Origin of the sequence: Mycobacterium colombiense (genome assembly GCF_003284975.1) — a bacterium.
Lineage (GTDB): Bacteria > Actinomycetota > Actinomycetes > Mycobacteriales > Mycobacteriaceae > Mycobacterium > Mycobacterium europaeum_A.
The window spans coordinates 1-17,290 of the sequence record NZ_QMEU01000097.1; the positions used below are offsets into that span (position 1 = coordinate 1).

At 69.2% G+C, this 17,290-nt stretch carries 19 protein-coding genes and 1 pseudogene; 5 read left to right on the forward strand and 15 right to left on the reverse strand.

Annotated features, from left to right (window positions below; genetic code table 11):
* The 10 genes and pseudogenes from DQP58_RS21415 to DQP58_RS21460 all read right to left on the reverse strand — a co-directional run.
* Window positions 1-535 (reverse strand): annotated as a pseudogene (locus tag DQP58_RS21415) (hypothetical protein); the annotation flags it as partial.
* 17 nt (window positions 536-552) lie between these two features.
* Window positions 553-1,644 carry an o-succinylbenzoate--CoA ligase gene (gene menE / locus DQP58_RS21420; protein ID WP_240630041.1) on the reverse strand — a complete coding sequence of 364 codons (1,092 nt, stop codon included), beginning with the start codon at window positions 1,642-1,644 and terminating at the stop codon, window positions 553-555.
* Between the two features lie 68 nt (window positions 1,645-1,712).
* The gene (locus tag DQP58_RS21425) at window positions 1,713-2,015 is read right to left on the reverse strand and encodes a DUF3349 domain-containing protein (protein WP_066873301.1); all 303 of its coding nucleotides are present in this window, start codon (window positions 2,013-2,015) and stop codon (window positions 1,713-1,715) included.
* A gap of 56 nt (window positions 2,016-2,071) precedes the next feature.
* Window positions 2,072-2,377, reverse strand: coding sequence for a hypothetical protein (locus DQP58_RS21430; protein ID WP_112710206.1), 306 nt, complete (start codon window positions 2,375-2,377; stop codon window positions 2,072-2,074).
* The gene (locus tag DQP58_RS21435) at window positions 2,374-3,612 is read right to left on the reverse strand and encodes an inorganic phosphate transporter (RefSeq protein WP_112710207.1); all 1,239 of its coding nucleotides are present in this window, start codon (window positions 3,610-3,612) and stop codon (window positions 2,374-2,376) included. Before DQP58_RS21435 ends, DQP58_RS21430 begins: the two co-directional genes overlap by 4 nt.
* A 97-nt stretch (window positions 3,613-3,709) precedes the next feature.
* A complete protein-coding gene (locus DQP58_RS21440; protein ID WP_066873293.1) occupies window positions 3,710-4,117 on the reverse strand; it encodes a VOC family protein in 408 nt (135 codons plus the stop codon).
* 53 nt (window positions 4,118-4,170) lie between these two features.
* Entirely contained in the window at window positions 4,171-5,067 is an 897-nt protein-coding gene (locus tag DQP58_RS21445; protein ID WP_112710208.1) for an SDR family oxidoreductase, read from the reverse strand.
* Window positions 5,068-5,108: 41 nt separating this feature from the next.
* Window positions 5,109-6,011, reverse strand: coding sequence for a 1,4-dihydroxy-2-naphthoyl-CoA synthase (locus DQP58_RS21450; protein ID WP_112710209.1), 903 nt, complete (start codon window positions 6,009-6,011; stop codon window positions 5,109-5,111).
* A 13-nt stretch (window positions 6,012-6,024) separates the two neighbouring features.
* Window positions 6,025-6,492, reverse strand: coding sequence for a nitroreductase family deazaflavin-dependent oxidoreductase (locus DQP58_RS21455; RefSeq protein ID WP_112710218.1), 468 nt, complete (start codon window positions 6,490-6,492; stop codon window positions 6,025-6,027).
* Between the two features lie 14 nt (window positions 6,493-6,506).
* Window positions 6,507-7,448 (reverse strand): aldo/keto reductase, encoded by a 942-nt coding sequence (locus DQP58_RS21460; RefSeq protein WP_112710210.1) that lies wholly within the window; start codon window positions 7,446-7,448, stop codon window positions 6,507-6,509.
* 86 nt (window positions 7,449-7,534) lie between these two features.
* Between DQP58_RS21460 and DQP58_RS21465 the strand changes: the two genes are divergently transcribed.
* Entirely contained in the window at window positions 7,535-8,074 is a 540-nt protein-coding gene (locus DQP58_RS21465; protein ID WP_112710211.1) for a TetR/AcrR family transcriptional regulator, read from the forward strand.
* Between the two features lie 77 nt (window positions 8,075-8,151).
* On the opposite strand, the gene fadD8 is transcribed toward DQP58_RS21465, so the two are convergent.
* From fadD8 to DQP58_RS27270, 5 genes are all read right to left on the reverse strand, one after another.
* Window positions 8,152-9,753 carry a fatty-acid--CoA ligase FadD8 gene (fadD8, locus tag DQP58_RS21470; RefSeq protein ID WP_112710212.1) on the reverse strand — a complete coding sequence of 534 codons (1,602 nt, stop codon included), beginning with the start codon at window positions 9,751-9,753 and terminating at the stop codon, window positions 8,152-8,154.
* 169 nt (window positions 9,754-9,922) lie between these two features.
* Window positions 9,923-10,324 carry a hypothetical protein gene (locus DQP58_RS27260; RefSeq protein WP_240630033.1) on the reverse strand — a complete coding sequence of 134 codons (402 nt, stop codon included), beginning with the start codon at window positions 10,322-10,324 and terminating at the stop codon, window positions 9,923-9,925.
* On the reverse strand, window positions 10,321-10,839 hold the full coding sequence (locus tag DQP58_RS27265; RefSeq protein WP_240630036.1) for a hypothetical protein: 519 nt from the start codon (window positions 10,837-10,839) through the stop codon (window positions 10,321-10,323). Before DQP58_RS27265 ends, DQP58_RS27260 begins: the two co-directional genes overlap by 4 nt.
* A gap of 187 nt (window positions 10,840-11,026) precedes the next feature.
* Window positions 11,027-12,193, reverse strand: a complete 1,167-nt coding sequence (locus tag DQP58_RS21480; RefSeq protein WP_112710213.1) for a WXG100 family type VII secretion target — start codon at window positions 12,191-12,193, stop codon at window positions 11,027-11,029.
* Between the two features lie 2 nt (window positions 12,194-12,195).
* The gene (locus DQP58_RS27270; protein ID WP_240630038.1) at window positions 12,196-12,675 is read right to left on the reverse strand and encodes a hypothetical protein; all 480 of its coding nucleotides are present in this window, start codon (window positions 12,673-12,675) and stop codon (window positions 12,196-12,198) included.
* A gap of 186 nt (window positions 12,676-12,861) precedes the next feature.
* On the opposite strand from DQP58_RS27270, the gene DQP58_RS21495 reads away from it, so the two are divergent.
* The 4 genes from DQP58_RS21495 to menD form a co-directional block, all read left to right on the forward strand.
* On the forward strand, window positions 12,862-14,466 hold the full coding sequence (locus tag DQP58_RS21495) for an amidohydrolase (protein WP_112710214.1): 1,605 nt from the start codon (window positions 12,862-12,864) through the stop codon (window positions 14,464-14,466).
* The gene (locus DQP58_RS21500; RefSeq protein WP_112710215.1) at window positions 14,463-15,455 is read left to right on the forward strand and encodes an o-succinylbenzoate synthase; all 993 of its coding nucleotides are present in this window, start codon (window positions 14,463-14,465) and stop codon (window positions 15,453-15,455) included. Before DQP58_RS21495 ends, DQP58_RS21500 begins: the two co-directional genes overlap by 4 nt.
* The gene (locus DQP58_RS21505; protein WP_112710216.1) at window positions 15,452-16,237 is read left to right on the forward strand and encodes an alpha/beta fold hydrolase; all 786 of its coding nucleotides are present in this window, start codon (window positions 15,452-15,454) and stop codon (window positions 16,235-16,237) included. Before DQP58_RS21500 ends, DQP58_RS21505 begins: the two co-directional genes overlap by 4 nt.
* Window positions 16,238-16,349: 112 nt before the next feature.
* The coding region (gene menD, locus DQP58_RS21510) for a 2-succinyl-5-enolpyruvyl-6-hydroxy-3-cyclohexene-1-carboxylic-acid synthase (RefSeq protein ID WP_112710217.1) at window positions 16,350-17,290 on the forward strand (941 nt) is incomplete at its 3' end.

Consider the following 17,290-nt stretch of genomic DNA (forward strand, 5'->3'; position numbering starts at 1 on the left):
GCAGGCCGAGCCGGTCCAGCCAGACGAACGTCAGCAGCGCGCCGGGCGGATGCCCCGACACGTGGGTGGTCCACGAGTTCGGCTGGTAGTCCACGATTCGGCTGGCGAACGTGCGCAGCGTGGCGGGAATGTCGGTGATGCCCGGCACCTGTGACAGGTATTCATCCCGGGTGGTCAGTCGCCCGGCGAAGCCGCGCTGCCACCCGTCGATCATCGCCAGCGCGAACGCCCAGCCGCACGCGGTGGCCCAGCTGCCCAGCGTCAATGCGCGCCACGAAAGGCGTTGCGCCACAACCGGTCCCCAGGCCACGACGGCGATCGCGATGGCGATGGCCGGCCCGGTTCCCCAGCCGGCGTGGATCAGCCATTCGCCGAAGATCGGCGCGGATCCGGCGTGGGTGGCGAACTTCTCGGCGCCGACATCCAGGCGGGGCCGCACCCCGAGGTTCAGCCGCGGCAACACGAACGCCGCCGCCACCAGGACCACCCCGACCGTGACCGCTACCGCTTCGCGCGCTGCCCCCCGTCGAGCGATCCTCACGGACGAACAGCCTATTGATCGCTTGGCGCGGCGAACCGGCGCACCAACGCCGCCCGATCGACCTTGCCGATGCCGCGGCGCGGCAGTGCGGCAACGACGTGCAACTCGCGCGGGGCGGCGGTGGCGTCCAGGGTGCGGGTCACCTGCGCGCGCAGGTCGTCCAGGCTCGGCGCGGCGGATCCGTCTTGCACCACGATCGCGGCGACCACCCGCTGCCCCAGCCGGTCGTCGGCCACGCCGAACACCGCGCAGTCGCTCACGGCCGGATGGGCACACAGCGCCGCCTCGACCGGCTGCGGCAGCACGGTCAGTCCGCCCGTGCTGATCGCGTCGTCGGCACGGCCCAGCACGGTCAGCACGCCCGCAGCGCTGACGGCGCCGAGGTCGTCGGTGCGAAACCAGCCCGGCTCGGCGAACGGATCCGGGTCGACCGGGTTGCGGTAGCCCTTGGCCAGCGTCGCGCCCCCGATGACGATGCGGCCGTCGACCGTGCGCAGCCGGACCCCGTCCAGCGGTACGCCGTCGTACACGCATCCGCCGGCGGTCTCGCTCATCCCGTAGGTGCGGACCACGGTGATGCCGGCCGCGGCGGCGGCGTCGAGGACGGGTCGCGGAGCGGGACCGCCGCCGAGCAGCACCGCGTCCAGCTCGGCCAGCGCTGCCGCGGCCGCCGGATCGCCCAGCGCCTTGGCCAGCTGCGCGGCGACCAGCGACGTGTACCGCCGCCCCGAGCCCAATCTCCTTATCGCGCTGGGCAATTCGGTGGCGTCGAACCCGGCCGAAACATCCATCTCGACCGGTACCGCGCCGGCGAGCGCGCTGCGCACCAAGACCTGCAACCCGGCGATGTGGTGCGGCGGCAGGGCGAGCAGCCAGCTGCCTGGGCCGCCGAGGCGGTCGTGGGTGGCCGCGGCGCTGGCCGCCAGCGCGGCGGCGGTCAACAAGGCGCCTTTGGGAACTCCGGTGGTACCCGACGTCGCCACGACCACCGCCACGTCCTCGTCGATGGATTCCCCGACGCGCAGGCCCGCCCGCAGCGCGGCCGACTCCCGATCGTCGGCCCCGGGCAGCGCGAGAAGTGCGGGGTCGCGCCCGTCGAGCACCCGTTCCAGGGCGGGCAATAGCGTCGAGGCTGCCGCACCCGGCGGGACGTGCAGTGCGCGCAGTGCGACTATGCCGGGTCCCCGGCCTCGTCGGCTTCGTCGAACGGCCAGCCCTGGGCCGCCAACCGGACCCGCACGCGCTCAACGTCATCCGGCGACGGCAGCTCGTCGGTGATCTGGGTGATCAGCACGCCGATGTCGACATCGTCGAACTCACCGCGCCGAACCAGCTCGCAGGCCACGGCCTTGGCTTCGTCGTTGGACAACCGGCGGGCCAGCAGCGCGAGCACCGGGAAGGTGTCGGTCGCCGGAACGCCTTCGGGGTATCCCGCGCGCAGCCAGGACACGATGGAGTTGAGGAATCCGTTCACGCTGATACAGCTCCCCCCGGTGTCCGGTTCGGTAACTCGGTGGGCATTAACCGATGCTACTTGGGTTTCGCTCCGAGGAACGGATAGCCGGTGTGATGTGCGATGAAGTCACGGGCGATGTAGGCCAGAGCCAGCGCGATCACCGCGATCACCAGCGCGTAGATGGCCCACGCCACCCCCGTCAGCACCGGGTTGCGCTGCGTCGCGCTGCCGTTGCTGGCGCCGTTGACGTCACCGGCTCCGGCGGACTGCAGCCGGATCCCGAGGGCGAACAGCCCCGGCAGGGCGGCGCCCGCCAGCATGGCGAAGACGAGGATCTTCAAGCTGGCTTGGTAGTTGAACCAGTCGCTGATGTGACTCATGAAGCGCTCGCCTTAACCGTAGGGTCGTCGGAGTCGTGCCGGGGAGCGGTGCCGCCGAGCGTGGGTCCGGCGTCCGACGGCGGGTGCTGCTCGTCGGAGTCGAGCCCGCTGGTCAGGTCGCCCTGCCATTCGGCGTTGACGTTGTTGTGGTCGACCTTGACCTTGCGCGACCGGATGTAGATGGTGGCCGAGACGGCGACCAGCAGCGCGAAGCCGATGATCGCGCCGGGGTAGCCGCCGATCAGGTGCACGATCCAGTAGGTCAGGGCGCCGACCAGGCCGGCCAGCGGCAGCGTCACCAGCCAGGCGACGCCCATCCGGGCGGCAACACCCCACCGGACCTCGCCGCCGGGCTTGCCCAACCCGCTGCCCAGCACCGAACCGGTGCAAACCTGGGTGGTCGACAGCGCGTAGCCGAAGTGCGCGGAGAGCAAAATCACCGCGGCCGAGGAGGACTCGGCCGCCATGCCCTGCGGCGACTGGATCTCGACCAGGCCCTTGCCCAGGGTGCGGATGATGCGCCAGCCACCGAGGTAGGTGCCGGTCGCCATGGCCACCGCGCAGCTCACGATGACCCACAGCGGCGGCATCGACGCCGTCTTGCTCACCGAGCCGTAGGAGATCAGCGCCAGGAAGATGATGCCCATCGTCTTCTGGGCGTCGTTGGTGCCGTGGGCCAGCGAGACCAGCGACGCCGACCCGATCTGACCGCGCCGGAAGCCCGCTTCGGTGCGGGCCGACGGGACGCCCCGGGTGATCCGGTAGACCAGCCAGGTCGCGACCGCGCCGACCACGATGGCCAGGATCGCCGAGACGACGGCCGGGATGATCGCCTTGGAGATCACGCCCTTCCAGATCACGCCGTGCGCGCCGACGGCGGCGATGGTGGCGCCGACGATGCCGCCGATCAGGGCGTGCGACGAACTCGACGGGATGCCGAGGAGCCAGGTCAGCAGGTTCCAGACGACGCCGCCCACGAGGCCGGCGAAGACCAGTTCCAGCGTCACGATGTTGGAGTCGATCAGGCCCTTGGCGATGGTCGCGGCGACGGCGGTGGACAAGAAAGCGCCCACCAAATTCAGCACCGCCGAGAGCGCGACCGCCGTCTTGGGCTTGAGTGCACCGCTGGCGATCGAGGTCGCCATCGCGTTGCCCGTGTCATGGAAGCCGTTGGTGAAATCGAAAGCCAATGCCGTGATTACGACAATGATCAAGAGGAACAATTGGATGTTCACAGCGCCTGATTCTGGTGGTAGGAGGATTCCATTGTCGAATGCTGAGGCAGTCGAAACGCGGGTGTACCTTGACTCGTCGCCAGATGTTACCTCTCAGTTAACCGGAATTTCCCCGTCGTTCACCTCGGGTGTCACGCCGTAGCGGGTGGTCGGAGGGTATTTCGAGGAATATCAGGGTGATCCCGTCCGGGTCGGTCACGTGCATTTCGTAGAGGCCCCACGGCTCCTGGCGCGCCTCGCGCGCGATGGCCACCCCCCGGCCGCGCAGTTCGGCCTGGGTCGCCTCGATGTCGCGGACCTGCAGCCACAGCGCGCCCGGGAACGGTCCGCGCGAGTGGTCCGGGGAGCCGTAACCGGCCAATTCGAGCAGCGACTGCCCCGCGAAAAAGACTGTGCCCGCGCCGTATTCACGCGCGATCGCCAGGCCGATCTGGTCGCGGTAGAAGGTCAGCGACTGCTGATAGTCCGCCGGCCGGAGCAACATCCGACTGGCCAGGATCTCCATAGCGTCGTGTCTATCACAGTGGCCGGGTAAAACGGCCCGTTGCGGCGGCCGGGTCAGCCGTCGCTGTTGCGGTTGGGCTGGATGCTCTGGCGCTGCATGACGGCGTTGACCCAGCGCGGGCCGAACGTGTCCAGCGCCTTGGCGGCGATCGCCATCCGCGGCGCGATGCGCACCGGGCGGGTGCGGGCGGCGGTGATCATCCACTCGCCGGCCTCCTCCGGCGTCAGCGCCGGCATTCCCTGGTAGGCCTTGGTCGGCGCGATCATCGGGGTGGCCACCAGCGGGTAGTACAGCGTGGTCGAGTGCACGCCCTTGTCGCCCCACTCGGTTTCCACCACCCGGCTCACCGTCGACAGCGCGGCCTTCGAGGCGTTGTACACCGCGAACAGCGGTGAGGCCTCCGACAGCACGCCCCACGTCGAGACGTTGATGATGTGCCCGTCGCCGCGCTCGATCATGCCCGGCGCCAGCCCGCGGATCAGCCGCAGCGGCGCGTAATAGTTGAGCACCATCGTCCGCTCGACGTCGTGCCAGCGTTCCAGCGACTCGGCCAGCGGCCGGCGGATGGACCGGCCAGCGTTGTTGATCAGGATGTCGATTCCGCCGAGACGCTTTTCGACGTCGGCGACCAGCGCGTCGACGGCGTCGAGGTCCGAGACGTCGCACGGGATGGAGATGGCGTCACCGCCCGCCGAGGTGATGCGGTCCGCGAGCGCGTCGAGCAGTTCCTGGCGGCGGGCCACGACGACCACCGTGGCGCCCGCCCGGGCGAACTGTTCGGCCGCGGCCTCGCCGATACCCGACGACGCCCCGGTGAGCAGGATGCGCTTGCCGGCCAGCTCGATCGGCTTCATCAGCGGACGGTTGACCAACACTTGCGGCGCCATCGGAGGGCGCATGGTCGCCAGCACGAACTGGTCGGCGATCCGGCGAAGGGGACTCTTGCTCACGGGAGGCGAGTCTAGGCGGTGGCCCCGGGCACCCCGGCCGCTCAGAAGTAGCGGGGGAACCGGCTCCAGTCCGGGTCGCGCTTTTCCAGGAAGGCGTCGCGGCCCTCGACGGCTTCGTCGGTCATGTAGGCCAGCCGGGTGGCCTCGCCCGCGAACAGCTGTTGGCCCACCAGGCCGTCGTCGAGCAGGTTGAACGCGAACTTCAGCATCCGTTGCGCCTGTGGGGATTTCGCGTTGATCTCGCGCGCCCATCCGATGGCTTCGGATTCCAGCTCGGCATGGTCGACGACGGCGTTGACCGCGCCCATGTGGTGCATCTGCTCGGCGGTGTAGGGGCGGCCGAGGAAGAAGATCTCGCGGGCGAACTTCTGGCCGACCTGCCGCGCCAGGTACGCGCTGCCGTAGCCGCCGTCGAAGCTGCCGACGTCGGCGTCGGTCTGCTTGAAGCGGGCGTGTTCGCGGCTGGCCAGGGTGAGGTCGCACACCACGTGCAGGCTGTGCCCGCCGCCGGCGGCCCACCCGTTGACCAGACAGATCACCACCTTGGGCATGAACCGGATCAGCCGCTGCACCTCGAGGATGTGCAGCCGCCCGGCGCGGGCGGGGTCGACGGTGTCGGCGGTCTCGCCGGTGGCGTATTGGTAGCCGCTGCGCCCGCGGATGCGTTGATCGCCGCCGGAACAGAACGCCCAGCCGCCGTCCCGGGGCGAGGGCCCGTTGCCGGTGAGCAGCACCACCCCGACGTCGGGGGACATCCGGGCATGGTCGAGCACCCGGTAGAGCTCGTCGACGGTGTGCGGCCGGAACGCGTTGCGCACCTCGGGCCGGTCGAACGCCACCCGCACCGTGGCGTCGTCGACGTGGTGGTGATAGGTGATGTCGGTCAGGTCGCCGAACCCGTCCACCGGACGCCACTGGTGGGCATCAAAGGGGTTGTCACTCAAGGTTTTTGAACTCCTATGCCGGGTCCAGCCGAAATACCGGACACACGCCCGTCAGCGTCTCGAACTCCTCGGGGCGGCCGTCGGTGACCAGCCCTGAGCGCTTCATGAAGCCGACGCCGGTGGGCACCTCGGTGGGGAACGCCCGCAAGAACGGGCGCGCCGCGTCAGCGGACAGCTCCACCATCCGCACCCGCTCGCGGTGCCGGCCGCGGGCCAGCGTCGCGTACTCGGCGGCACGCACGTTGCGGATCCAATCCGCGCCCGGAAACCCGCCCACCACATAGCGTTTGCCGTCCACCGTCATCGGCGTCACCGGCGTCGACCGGGGTGTGCCGGACTTGCGGCCGGGCACGGTCAACACCACCGGGCTTTCACCACCGAAGCTCAGGCCCAGCCGCGAGAGCCGGATGACGACCTTGTTCGCCGGCTTCAGCCACCACGGCGGTTTGGGGGACGGCTTGATGCCGTCGGGCGTACCCATGCCTGACACAGTAGTCAGGTCTGGGGCGCCTCCAGGAAGGGTTCGACGCCGTGTGCCCAGGGGTCGGCGCCGGGTGTGGCGACGGCGTCGAGCCGGGCGATTGCCTCGGCGCTCAGTGTGACGCCGGCCGCGGCGATGTTCTCCTCGAGGTGGGCGACCGACCGGGTGCCGGGAATCAGCAACGTGTTCGGCGCGTGCGCCAGGATCCAGGCCAACCCGACCTGGGCGCCGGTGACGCCCAGCTCGCCGGCGATATCGGCCACCACCGGGTTGTCGGCGACCTTCGGGAATCCGGGGAACGCCGAGCCGAGCGGGAAGTAGGGGACCCAGGCGATGCCCTCGTCCACGCACAGCTCGAGCGCGGCTTCCTGGGAGCGGTCCAGCAGGCTGTAGGCGTTCTGCACGCAGACGATGCCGGCGGGCAGCGCTCGCCGCAGCACGTCGTGCGGCACGCTGCTGATCCCGATCGCGCCGATCTTGCCCTCGTCGCGCAGCGCGATCATCTCGGCCAGCTGGTCGTCGAGGTCGACGACCTGGTCGCCCTCGGCGGACATGCCGATCCCGGCGTCGAGCCGGCGCAGGTTGACCACCGGGATCCTGTCCAGGCCGAGCTGGCGCAGGTCGTCTTCGACGGCGGCGCGCAGTTCGGCGGGCCGTTGTGCCGGCGCCAGCGGGATCGGTTGTTCGCCGGTGTAGCGCGCGCCGACCTTGCTGACGACGACGAGATCGTCGGGGTAGGGGGCCAGTGCCGCGCGGATCCGGCGGTTCACCTCTCCGGGTCCGTAGAACGACGCGGTGTCGATGTGGTTGACGCCCAGTTCGATCGCGCGACGCAGCACCGCGGCCGCGTCGTCGGCGGTCGTTGCCTCGAACAGTTGCATGGCGCCGTAACCCATGCGGGCGACGGGCGTCGCGCCCAGAGTGCCGATGCCGCCGGGCCGGGGTTGGTCTGTCATGGTGCTCCTGAAGGATCGGGTGACACACTGGTGAAGCGGAGGGGCCTCCGCATTCACAGCGTAACAGAAACGGAGGAGCCTCCGCTTTGGTGGGAAGGTCGGACGCGCGCCGCAATCGCGAACGGCTGTTGCAGGCGGCCACCGCGGCGTTCACCGCGCGCGGCGCGGCGGCCTCGCTCGAGTCGATCGCCCGCGACGCGGGGGTGGGGATCGGCACGCTGTACCGCCATTTCCCCAACCGGGAGGCGCTCGTCGAGGCCATCTACCGCGCCGAGCTCGCCGAGGTGGCCGCGGCCGCCGGGCAGCTGCTCGAGCGCCATCCGCCTAAGACGGCGCTGCGCCGCTGGATGGACCGCTACGCGAGTTTCGTCGCCGCCAAGCGCGGCATGGCCGAGTCTCTGCAGGCGATCTTCGACTCGGGTGCGCTTGCGCCCAGCCAGACTCGCGACAGCATCGTGGGCGCCGTCGAGTCGCTGTTGCAGGCCGGCGCCGACGACGCGAGCCTGCGCGCCGATGTGCAGGCCGACGACGTGGTGTCCAGCCTGATCGGCATCTTTCTGGTCAGCGGTTCACCGGAGCAGACCGGGCGCATGCTCGACCTGCTGGTCGCCGGCGTCTCGGCCTAGCCCCGCCGTCCCGCCGAGCGTCACGCCAGAGTCACTCTAGCCGTCGAACGTCACGCCAGCGCGGTGCTCGCGAGCGGTCAGCCGACCGAGCGGGCCGCGCCCTCCCAGAACTGCGCGCGCACGGCCTTCTTGTCCGGCTTGCCGAGCCCGGTCAACGGCAGCGAGTCGGCGAGCACCACGCGCTTGGGCGACTGCACCGAACCCTTGCGGTCCTTGACGGCGGCCTGGATCTCGGCGGTCATCTTCTCGATCGCCGCGTCGTCGCGGGGCGCGTCGGAGCGCAACACCACCACCGCGGTGACGGCCTCGCCCCACTTCTCGTCCGGGGCGCCGACCACACACACCTGGGCGATGGCCGGGTGCTCGGCGACGACGTCCTCGACCTCGCGCGGGAACACGTTGAAGCCGCCGGTGACGATCATGTCCTTGACCCGGTCGACGATGAAGTAGAAGCCGTCCTCGTCCTCGCGGGCCATGTCGCCGGTGTGCAGCCAGCCGTCCTTGAACGTCTCGGCCGTCGCCTCGGGCAGGTTCCAGTACCCGCCCGCCAAAAGCGGCCCGCTGACACAGATTTCGCCCGGCTCGCCCTGCGGGACCGGCTTGCCGTCCTCACCCAGCAGCGCCACCCGCGCGAACAGCGTTGGGCGGCCACAGGATGTCAGCCGCTTCTCGTCGTGCTCGTTCTTGGCCAGGTAGGTGATGGCCATCGGCGCCTCGGACTGCCCGTAGTTCTGGGCGAAGATCTTGCCGAAGCGGCGAATCGCCTCGGCCAGCCGGACGGGATTGATCGCCGAGGCGCCGTAGTAGACGGTCTGCAGCGACGACAGGTCGCGGGTGTGCGAGTCCGGGTGGTCCATCAGCGCATACAGCATCGACGGCACCAGGAACGTGGCCGTAATGCGTTTCTCCTCAATGGTTTTCAGCACATCGGCCGGGTCGAACTTGGGCAGCACGTGCATCTCGCCGCCCTTGATCAGGGTGGGCAGGAAATACGCCGCGCCGGCGTGCGACAGGGGAGTGATCATCAGGAACCGCGGCTCCTCCGGCCACTCCCACTCCGAAAGCTGGATCTGGGTCATCGAGGAGATCGACTGCGCGGTGCCCATCACGCCCTTGGGCTTGCCGGTGGTGCCGCCGGTGTAGGTCAGGCCGATGACCTGATCCGGCGGCAGGTCCGCGGCCACCAGCGGCTGCGGGTCGTACTTGGCCGCCTCGGCCGCTAGGTCGACCGCCACCCCGCTGAGCGCCTCGGGCACCGGCCCGATGGTCAGGATCTGCTTGAGCCCGGGCACCTTCTCCAGCAGGGCCAGCGCCCGCTCGACGAACATCGGGTTGGGGTCGATGATCAGCGAGCTGATGCCGGCGTCGTTCAGCACGTAGGCGTGGTCGTCCAGCGAGCCCAGCGGGTGCAGCGCGGTGCGCCGGTAGCCGCGGGTTTGGCCCGCGCCGATGATCAGCAGCACCTCGGGCCGGTTGAGCGACAGCAGGCCGACGGCGACGCCGGTGCCCGCGCCCAACGCCTCGAACGCCTGGATGTACTGGCTGATCCGCTCGGCCATCTGACCGCCGGTCAGCGTGGTGTCGCCGAGAAACAGCACCGGCTTGGTCTTGTGGCGCTTGAGCGCGCCCACTAGCAGGTGGCCGTTATGGGTCGGGTTGCGCAACAGGTCGTCACTCATGTGGTCAGACTAGAACGTGTTGCAATTTGGGTCAGCCGCACCCTCGAAGACCTCGCGGACGCGCTGCTTACAGGACCGTTAAGGTCGCTCACGCAAAATCCAGCGGCTAACCATTCCCCGACGAAGAAACCGGAGTCGTACTTCCGTCGCCTCGTCCAGTCCCCGATTGTTATGCCGGTGACTGCCAGGGGTAGACCACGTCGACGTATTCGTCGCGGGACACGACGAGCGTTTTGGTGGGCGTGGACATGTCGACGTAGAAGTGGCCCTTGGTTGGACGACCCACGCTGCCCTCGTCGCTGAGAACAGCAAGGTCTTCAATGATTTCGGCCGCCTTCGCTTCGTCAAGCCGCCATATCACGTGCGTGGGGTCGAGCTCTATATCGGCAGCGTCGGACTCCATATGAAACTCATGCGTAACTCCGTGATGCTCGAGTCGCGACGCCCCGTGCTGCTTGGCGTCACTGAGCGCAGCTTCAAGTTCGGCGACTCCGCCGCCGTCCAAAGTCAATAAGACTGCGTCGTCACCGAAATAAAATTCAGGAAGAAAGTTGACGCGAATGATGCTCATGGGTCTCCACTTACGGCCGGTCTCCGCTGGTTCCGCGGGGATGTAGGCGTTGACAACGAGGTAGGGTCTGCGCGGCGGCCAGCGCCGTCTTTGGTATGTCTCGGGAGCTGAGCGGCGTCGGGGCCGCGGGCGATACTGGCTAGCAGTGCGCGGTACAAATCGTCGGTGAGCTTCGCCGCCTCGCCACTTAGCGTGGGTTGCGCGTCGCTGCCGACCATCACCGCCTGCTCGATGAGCGCGCCGCCAGCAGCCGTATTGATCGCGTAGTAGGTGTATTGGCTGTGCACGAGACGCGCGCCGATATGGAGCAGGCCTGACGAACGCACAGCGATGAGGCCATACCGCGGCGGCGTATCGATGTGGTGTGTGTGGATGGAATCGGCGCCGCTGTCGCGCAAGGTGCGCTCGGCGTTGTCGAATACCAGTTTCTCGGGCACTGTTCCTGAGACACGGTAGAGATTTAGGACCTCGCAACCATCCCAGTTGTCGCCGGTGCCGACTCGCCGCAGCAGCATCCTCGTCACGGTGGGGCGGTGGACCGCCCCAAAATCCCATCCCTGTGGCACGGTGAGGTCGGGTAGCCACAACGGCAGGTGTGCTGCGGGAACGAATGTCAGTCCGCCAGTGTGCTCGGCAAGCACTTCCGCAAGCGACGACACCGCGGCGGGGTCGAAGGGCTGCCCGGTCGTATCAGTTCGGTTCTCACGCAAGAGCCAGCGCCCCCAATATCAGCACCAGCAGACCCCCGCCGGCAATTACCGCGGTCTCGCCGCCTGCCGTTTGCAGTTCACCGGGACTCGGTGCGGGTAGGTCCATGTGCGGCATCAGGCCAGGGCCCGGCGGCGGGGAAGATGCGGGTGGGGGTGCCGGCATAGTCGCACCAGGGAATGGCGCCAGCAGTGGGTTCTGTGGCGGTCCGGGCACCCCGGCTGCCGCAGGGTTTTGAAGCCATGGCGGCAGCCCAGAGATGATCGGCGGAGCACCACCGATGCGAGGGGGAAGACCGTTGATCGGAATATTGTCCCAAGGAGAATTTGGGTTCGCGTGGGGGTTGTAGTCCCAATGCGGATTGTGCCATTTGTCGCCTGGGAAGTAGCGCCATTCTCCACCGTGCTCATCCCACAGACTTTGGCCGCCGACACTTCGTTCGCTGGGGCGGCTGGCCGGGCCTGGCGTCAGGGAACCATCGACTGGTGGATGAAGGCCGTCGGGCGGCAACCCTCGGGCGGGAGGATCAGGGGGCGGCGGATCCGTTTGGCCGTTGCCACTATCTTGTTTCCAAGTGTGGTCGACAGCTTGGATGCGGCCGTTGGGTGCCGGCGGAGAGGCGTCAGGGGCGGAGCGCTGGGGGAAGGTGTCGCGTATTTCGGCTACGGCGGCAGTGATTTTGCCGGCGACTTGTTGATCCAGGCTCACCAGTTGTGCGGCGCGCTGACGAATGTCGCCGGCGAAGGATTGGGCTGCCGCTTGGCGGGCGGCCCGTTGGGCGACTGATCCGCCGGTCATGCGGTCCGTGACCGAAAGATCTTCGCCGACTTCGAATCCGGCTGTGCGAGCGTCCTCGACGGCGTAGTGCACTCGGGAGCGGGCCGCATGCAGATCCGACGCCCCATTGCGCGCGACGCGTGCTGCCGTTTGTAGCTGGTCGACTGCTGCGTCGGTAGTTTGCAGGTCCGCATGCGTCGCAGAGCGCAGCTTGTCGGCGGCGTTACCGTGCCAATCCACTGCGAGCGCATCTCGCCAAATCTGGTGTACCACACTATAGCTACGCTCGCCCACGTTCTCCCAGTGAGCCGCCGCATCGGTGAGATGCTCAGTCGGCCAAGCCAACAGCGTTGACAGGCCGGGAATCCCCGCGACCGCTGCCATCGCTACACGCTGGTAACCGGGTGAGCCACCGCTCCGAGTTTGGTGGCCGAATCAGCTTCTTCGGCGAGGTAAGAGGCGTTGGCTTGGGCGACGCCGGTCACGTGCGCGCCCATCTGTGTGGCCAGCCCCGCGGTGAACGCGGTGACATCAATGTGGGCAGCGTTGACTGCGGCCGCGCTGGTCTGACACGACAACCCTCGCCCAGCGGGAGCTGCCGTCGCGTTCAGTCCTTCCACCGAAGCACCCCAGCGGGCGGCCATCGCCTGCACACCCGCGGTATCAACACGCAACGTCTGCTGCATAAGCGAAAGTTTAGGCAGGCACCCATTCGCCAGCCAGTCACCGCGCGGTCCCGGCCGGAACCCGAAAGCGGCTGCGCCCTTCAGATAACCTTCCGGGCTTGGCTTGCCGACCGGTACGTCCTCTGCGGCGATCAAACTCTGTGGATCGGGAAGCCCCGCTGCCTTCAGCCGAGCATTCATCAATGAACGCTCTCCGGATGCAACCGCAGCCCGCCACCCCTGTGATAGCGCATCAAGCATCCGGGTCTATCTCTGTTTCTACAGAAGAGTGTTCGGCTGCCGCTCAGGTAGCCGCCTACTAAGCGGGACAGGCTGCACCGGAGATACCCATCCATGTTTGCCGCCTCGCCACTAGGATCCCTCCCCATGGGGCAGGCAGATCTCGTCGTCACCGGAACCATCCTGACCGTCGACGAGCAGCGGCCCACCGCCGAGGCGCTCGCGGTGCAAGACGGCAGGATCATTGCCGTCGGAACCCGGGCCGAGGTCGCCGACCTCGCCGGCCCCGACACCCGGACGGTCGACGCCGGTGACGGCTGCGTCATGCCGGGTTTCGTTGAGGCACACGGACATCCGTTGATGGAGGCGGTCGCGCTGTCGGACCGCATCGTCGACATCCGCCCAGTCACCATGCGCGACGCCGACGACGTCGTCGCGGCGATCCACTCCGAGGTCGCCCGCCGCGGGTCCGACGGCGCCTTCCTGAACGGGTGGGATCCGCTGCTGCAGAACGGCCTTCCGGAACCCACGCTGAGTTGGCTCGACGACATCGCGCCGGACAGCCCGCTGGTGATCATGCACAACTCCGGGCACAAGGCCTTTTTCAACTCGCACGCCGCCAAGCTGCACGGGCTGACCCGCGACACCCCCGACCCCAAGGGCGCGAAATACGGCCGCGACGCCGACGGCGAACTTGACGGCACCGCCGAGGAAACCGGCGCGGTGTTCCCGCTGCTGGGCGGGGCCATCGACTTCGCCGACTACCCACGGATGCTGCTCGCCGAGTGCGCCCGGCTCAACCGGGCCGGCCTGACCACCTGTTCGGAGATGGCGTTCGACCCGAACTTCCGCCCGGTGCTCGACCAGCTGCGCGAGCGGCTGACGGTGCGGCTGCGCACCTACGAGATCTCCAACCCGCAGATGTCGACGGCCGCCACCCCCGGGCAGGGTGACGACATGGCCCGCCAGATCGGCATCAAGATCTGGGTCGACGGCTCGCCGTGGATCGGCAACATCGACCTGTCGTTTCCCTACCTGGACACCGAGGCCACCCGGATCATCGGCGTCGTGCCGGGGTCGTGCGGCTGCGCCAACTACACCAAAGAGCAGCTGCGCGAGATCGTCGGCGCCTACTTCCCGCTGGGCTGGCCGATGGCCTGCCACGTGCAGGGCGACGCCGGTGTGGATACCATCCTCGACGTCTACGAGGAGGCCCTGAAGCGCCACCCGCGCGACGACCACCGGCTGCGCCTCGAACACGTCGGCGCCATCCGGCCCGAGCAGCTGCGGCGCGCCCACGACCTCGGCGTCACCTGCAGCATCTTCGTCGACCAGATCCACTACTGGGGCGACGTGATCGTCGACGGCCTGTTCGGCGAGGAGCGCGGAAGTCGTTGGATGCCTGCCGGATCCGCGGTCGCCACCGGGATGCGCATCTCGCTGCACAACGATCCGCCCGTCACGCCCGAGGAGCCGCTGCGCAACATCAGCGTCGCGGTGACCCGCACGGCGCCGAGCGGCCGAGTGCTCGGGCCCGAGGAACGCCTGACGGTCGAGCAGGCGATCCGCGCGCAGACCATCGACGCGGCCTGGCAGCTGTTCTCCGACGACCTGATCGGCTCGCTGGAGGTCGGCAAGTACGCCGACCTGGTGGTGCTCTCGGCCGATCCGCGCGCCGTCGCACCCGAGCGGATCGCCGACCTCGAGGTGCGGGCGACATATCTGGCGGGCCGCCGGGTCTACAGCGCGTGACCCCGCCGCGCCCACCCCGGCTGGAAGACCTGCTGGACCGCCTGCACGTGGTGGCGCTTCCCATGCGGGTCCGGTTTCGCGGCATCACCACCCGCGAGGTCGCGCTGATCGACGGCCCGGCAGGCTGGGGGGAGTTCGGGGCGTTCCTCGACTACCAGCCGCGCGAGGCCGCGCATTGGCTGGCGTCGGGCATCGAGGCCGCGTATCACCGGCCGCCGCCCACCCGCCGCGAGCGCGTGCCGATCAACGCGACCGTGCCGGCCGTGGCCGCCGCCGACGTGCCGGAGGTGCTGGCTCGCTTTCCCGGGGCCGGTACGGCCAAGGTCAAGGTCGCCGAGCCGGGACAGACTTTGGCCGACGACGTCGCCCGGGTCAACGCCGTGCGTGAACTGGTGCCGACCGTGCGGGTCGACGCCAACGGCGGCTGGAGCGTCGAGGAGGCACAGGCCGCCGCGGCCGCGCTGACCGCCGACGGCCCGCTCGAGTACCTCGAACAGCCCTGCGCGACGGTCGCCGAGCTCGCGGCCCTGCGCCGCCGCGTCGAGGTGCCGATCGCCGCCGACGAAAGCATCCGCAAGGCCGACGACCCGCTGGCCGTGGTCCGCGCCGGCGCCGCCGACATCGCGGTGCTCAAAGTCGCTCCGCTGGGCGGGATTTCGGCAATGCTGGCGATCGCCGCGCAGATCGACATCCCGGTGGTGGTCTCCAGCGCGCTGGATTCGGCGGTGGGCATCGCCGCGGGCCTGACCGCCGCCGCGGCCCTGCCGCAGCTTCGGCACGCCTGCGGGCTGGGCACCGGCGGGCTGTTCGTCGAAGATGTGGTGGCGACCACTGAGTTCACAGTGCCCGTCGACGGGACCCTGCCGGTGGGGCCGGTCAGGCCCGATCCGCAGCGGCTGCGCGCGCTGCGGGCGGCGCCGGAGCGGCGGCAGTGGTGGATCGACCGGGTCAAGGCCTGCCATCAGTTGCTTGTACCGTCGTCCGGGTGATCAACCTGGCTTACGACGACCGCGGCTCCGGTGAGCCCGTGGTCTTTATCGCCGGCCACGGCGGCGCCGGACGCACCTGGCAGCCCTATCAAGTCCCCGCGTTCCTGGCGGCCGGCTACCGCGTCATCACCTTCGACAATCGCGGGATCGGCGCCACCGAGAACGCGGAGGGCTTCTCGACGCAGACCATGGTCGACGACACGGCGGCGCTGATCGAAGGCCTGAACGCGGCCCCGGCCCGCGTCGTCGGGATGTCGATGGGCGCGTTCATCACCCAGGAGCTCATGCTGGCCCGGCCCGAGCTGGTCAGTTCTGCGGTGCTGATGGGCACCCGCGGCCGCATGGACCGGGCCCGGCAGTTCTTCCGCGACGCCGAGGCCGAGCTGTCCGACGCCGGAGTCGCATTGCCGGCCGCATACGAGGCGAAAATTCGCCTGCTGGAAAACTTTTCCCGTAAGACGCTCAACGACGATACCGCCGTCGCGGACTGGATCGCGATGTTCTCCACCTGGCCCGTCAAGCCCACCCCGGGCATGCGCGCCCAGCTCGACGTCGCGCCGTACACCAGCCGGCTGACCGCCTACCGCAGCATCGCGACGCCGGTGCTGGTGATCGGGTTCTCCGACGACGTGCTCACCCCGCCGTACCTGGGCCGCGAGGTCGCTGACGCCCTGCCCAACGGCCGCTACGTGCAGATCCCCGACACCGGCCATCTGGGCTTCTTCGAGCGGCCCGACGCCGTCAACGCCGCCATGCTCAAGTTCTTCGCCGAGCAGAGGTAGGCGTCCAAAAACTCGGCGGTGGGCGCGTGCTCCAGGCGCTATGTTGATCCCCCGCTGCCTCCTCCCGCCGCTTGCGGCGGGCATCGTCAGCGGGCTATGACACCCTGTAGGAGTGAACCCCTCGACGACACAAGCTCGCGTCGTCGTTGACGAGCTGATTCGCGGCGGCGTCCGCGACGTGGTGCTCTGCCCCGGTTCGCGCAACGCCCCGCTGGCCTTCGCGCTGCAAGACGCCGACCGGGCCGGCCGGGTCCGCCTGCACGTCCGCATCGACGAGCGCACCGCCGGCTACCTGGCCATCGGCCTGGCCATCGCCGCCGGCGCGCCGGTGTGCGTCGCCATGACGTCCGGCACCGCCGTCGCCAACCTCGGCCCGGCGGTGATCGAGGCCAACTACGCCCGGGTGCCGCTGATCGTGCTGTCGGCCAACCGGCCCTACGAACTGTTGGGCACCGGGGCCAACCAGACCATGGAGCAGCTGGGCTACTTCGGCACCCAGGTGCGGGCCACCATCAGCCTGGGCCTGGCCGAGGACGCCCCCGAGCGGCTGGACGCGCTCAATGCCACCTGGCGATCGGCCACCTGCCGGGTGCTGACGGCCGCCACCGGCTCCCGCACCGCCAACGCCGGGCCCGTGCAGTTCGACATCCCGCTGCGCGAACCCCTGGTCCCCGGTCCCGAGCCCCAGGGGGTGACGCCGCCGGGCCGCGCGGGCGGGCGGCCGTGGACCTACACCCCCCCGGTCACCTTCGACCAGCCGCTGGACATCGACCTGTCACCCGACACGGTCGTCATCGCCGGGCATGGCGCGGGCGCACAGCCCAACCTGGCCCAGCTGCCGACCGTCGCGGAGCCGACGGCGCCGGCCCCCGCCAACCCGCTACACCCCCTCGCGCTGCCGTTGCTGCGGCCCAAGCAGGTGATCATGCTCGGCCGCCCCACCCTGCACCGGCCGGTGTCGGCGCTGCTGGCCGACCCGCACGTACCGGTGTTCGCGCTGCTCGCCGCCTTCGACCACCGGCACATCTTCTTGGATCCCGATCCCGATGCCGC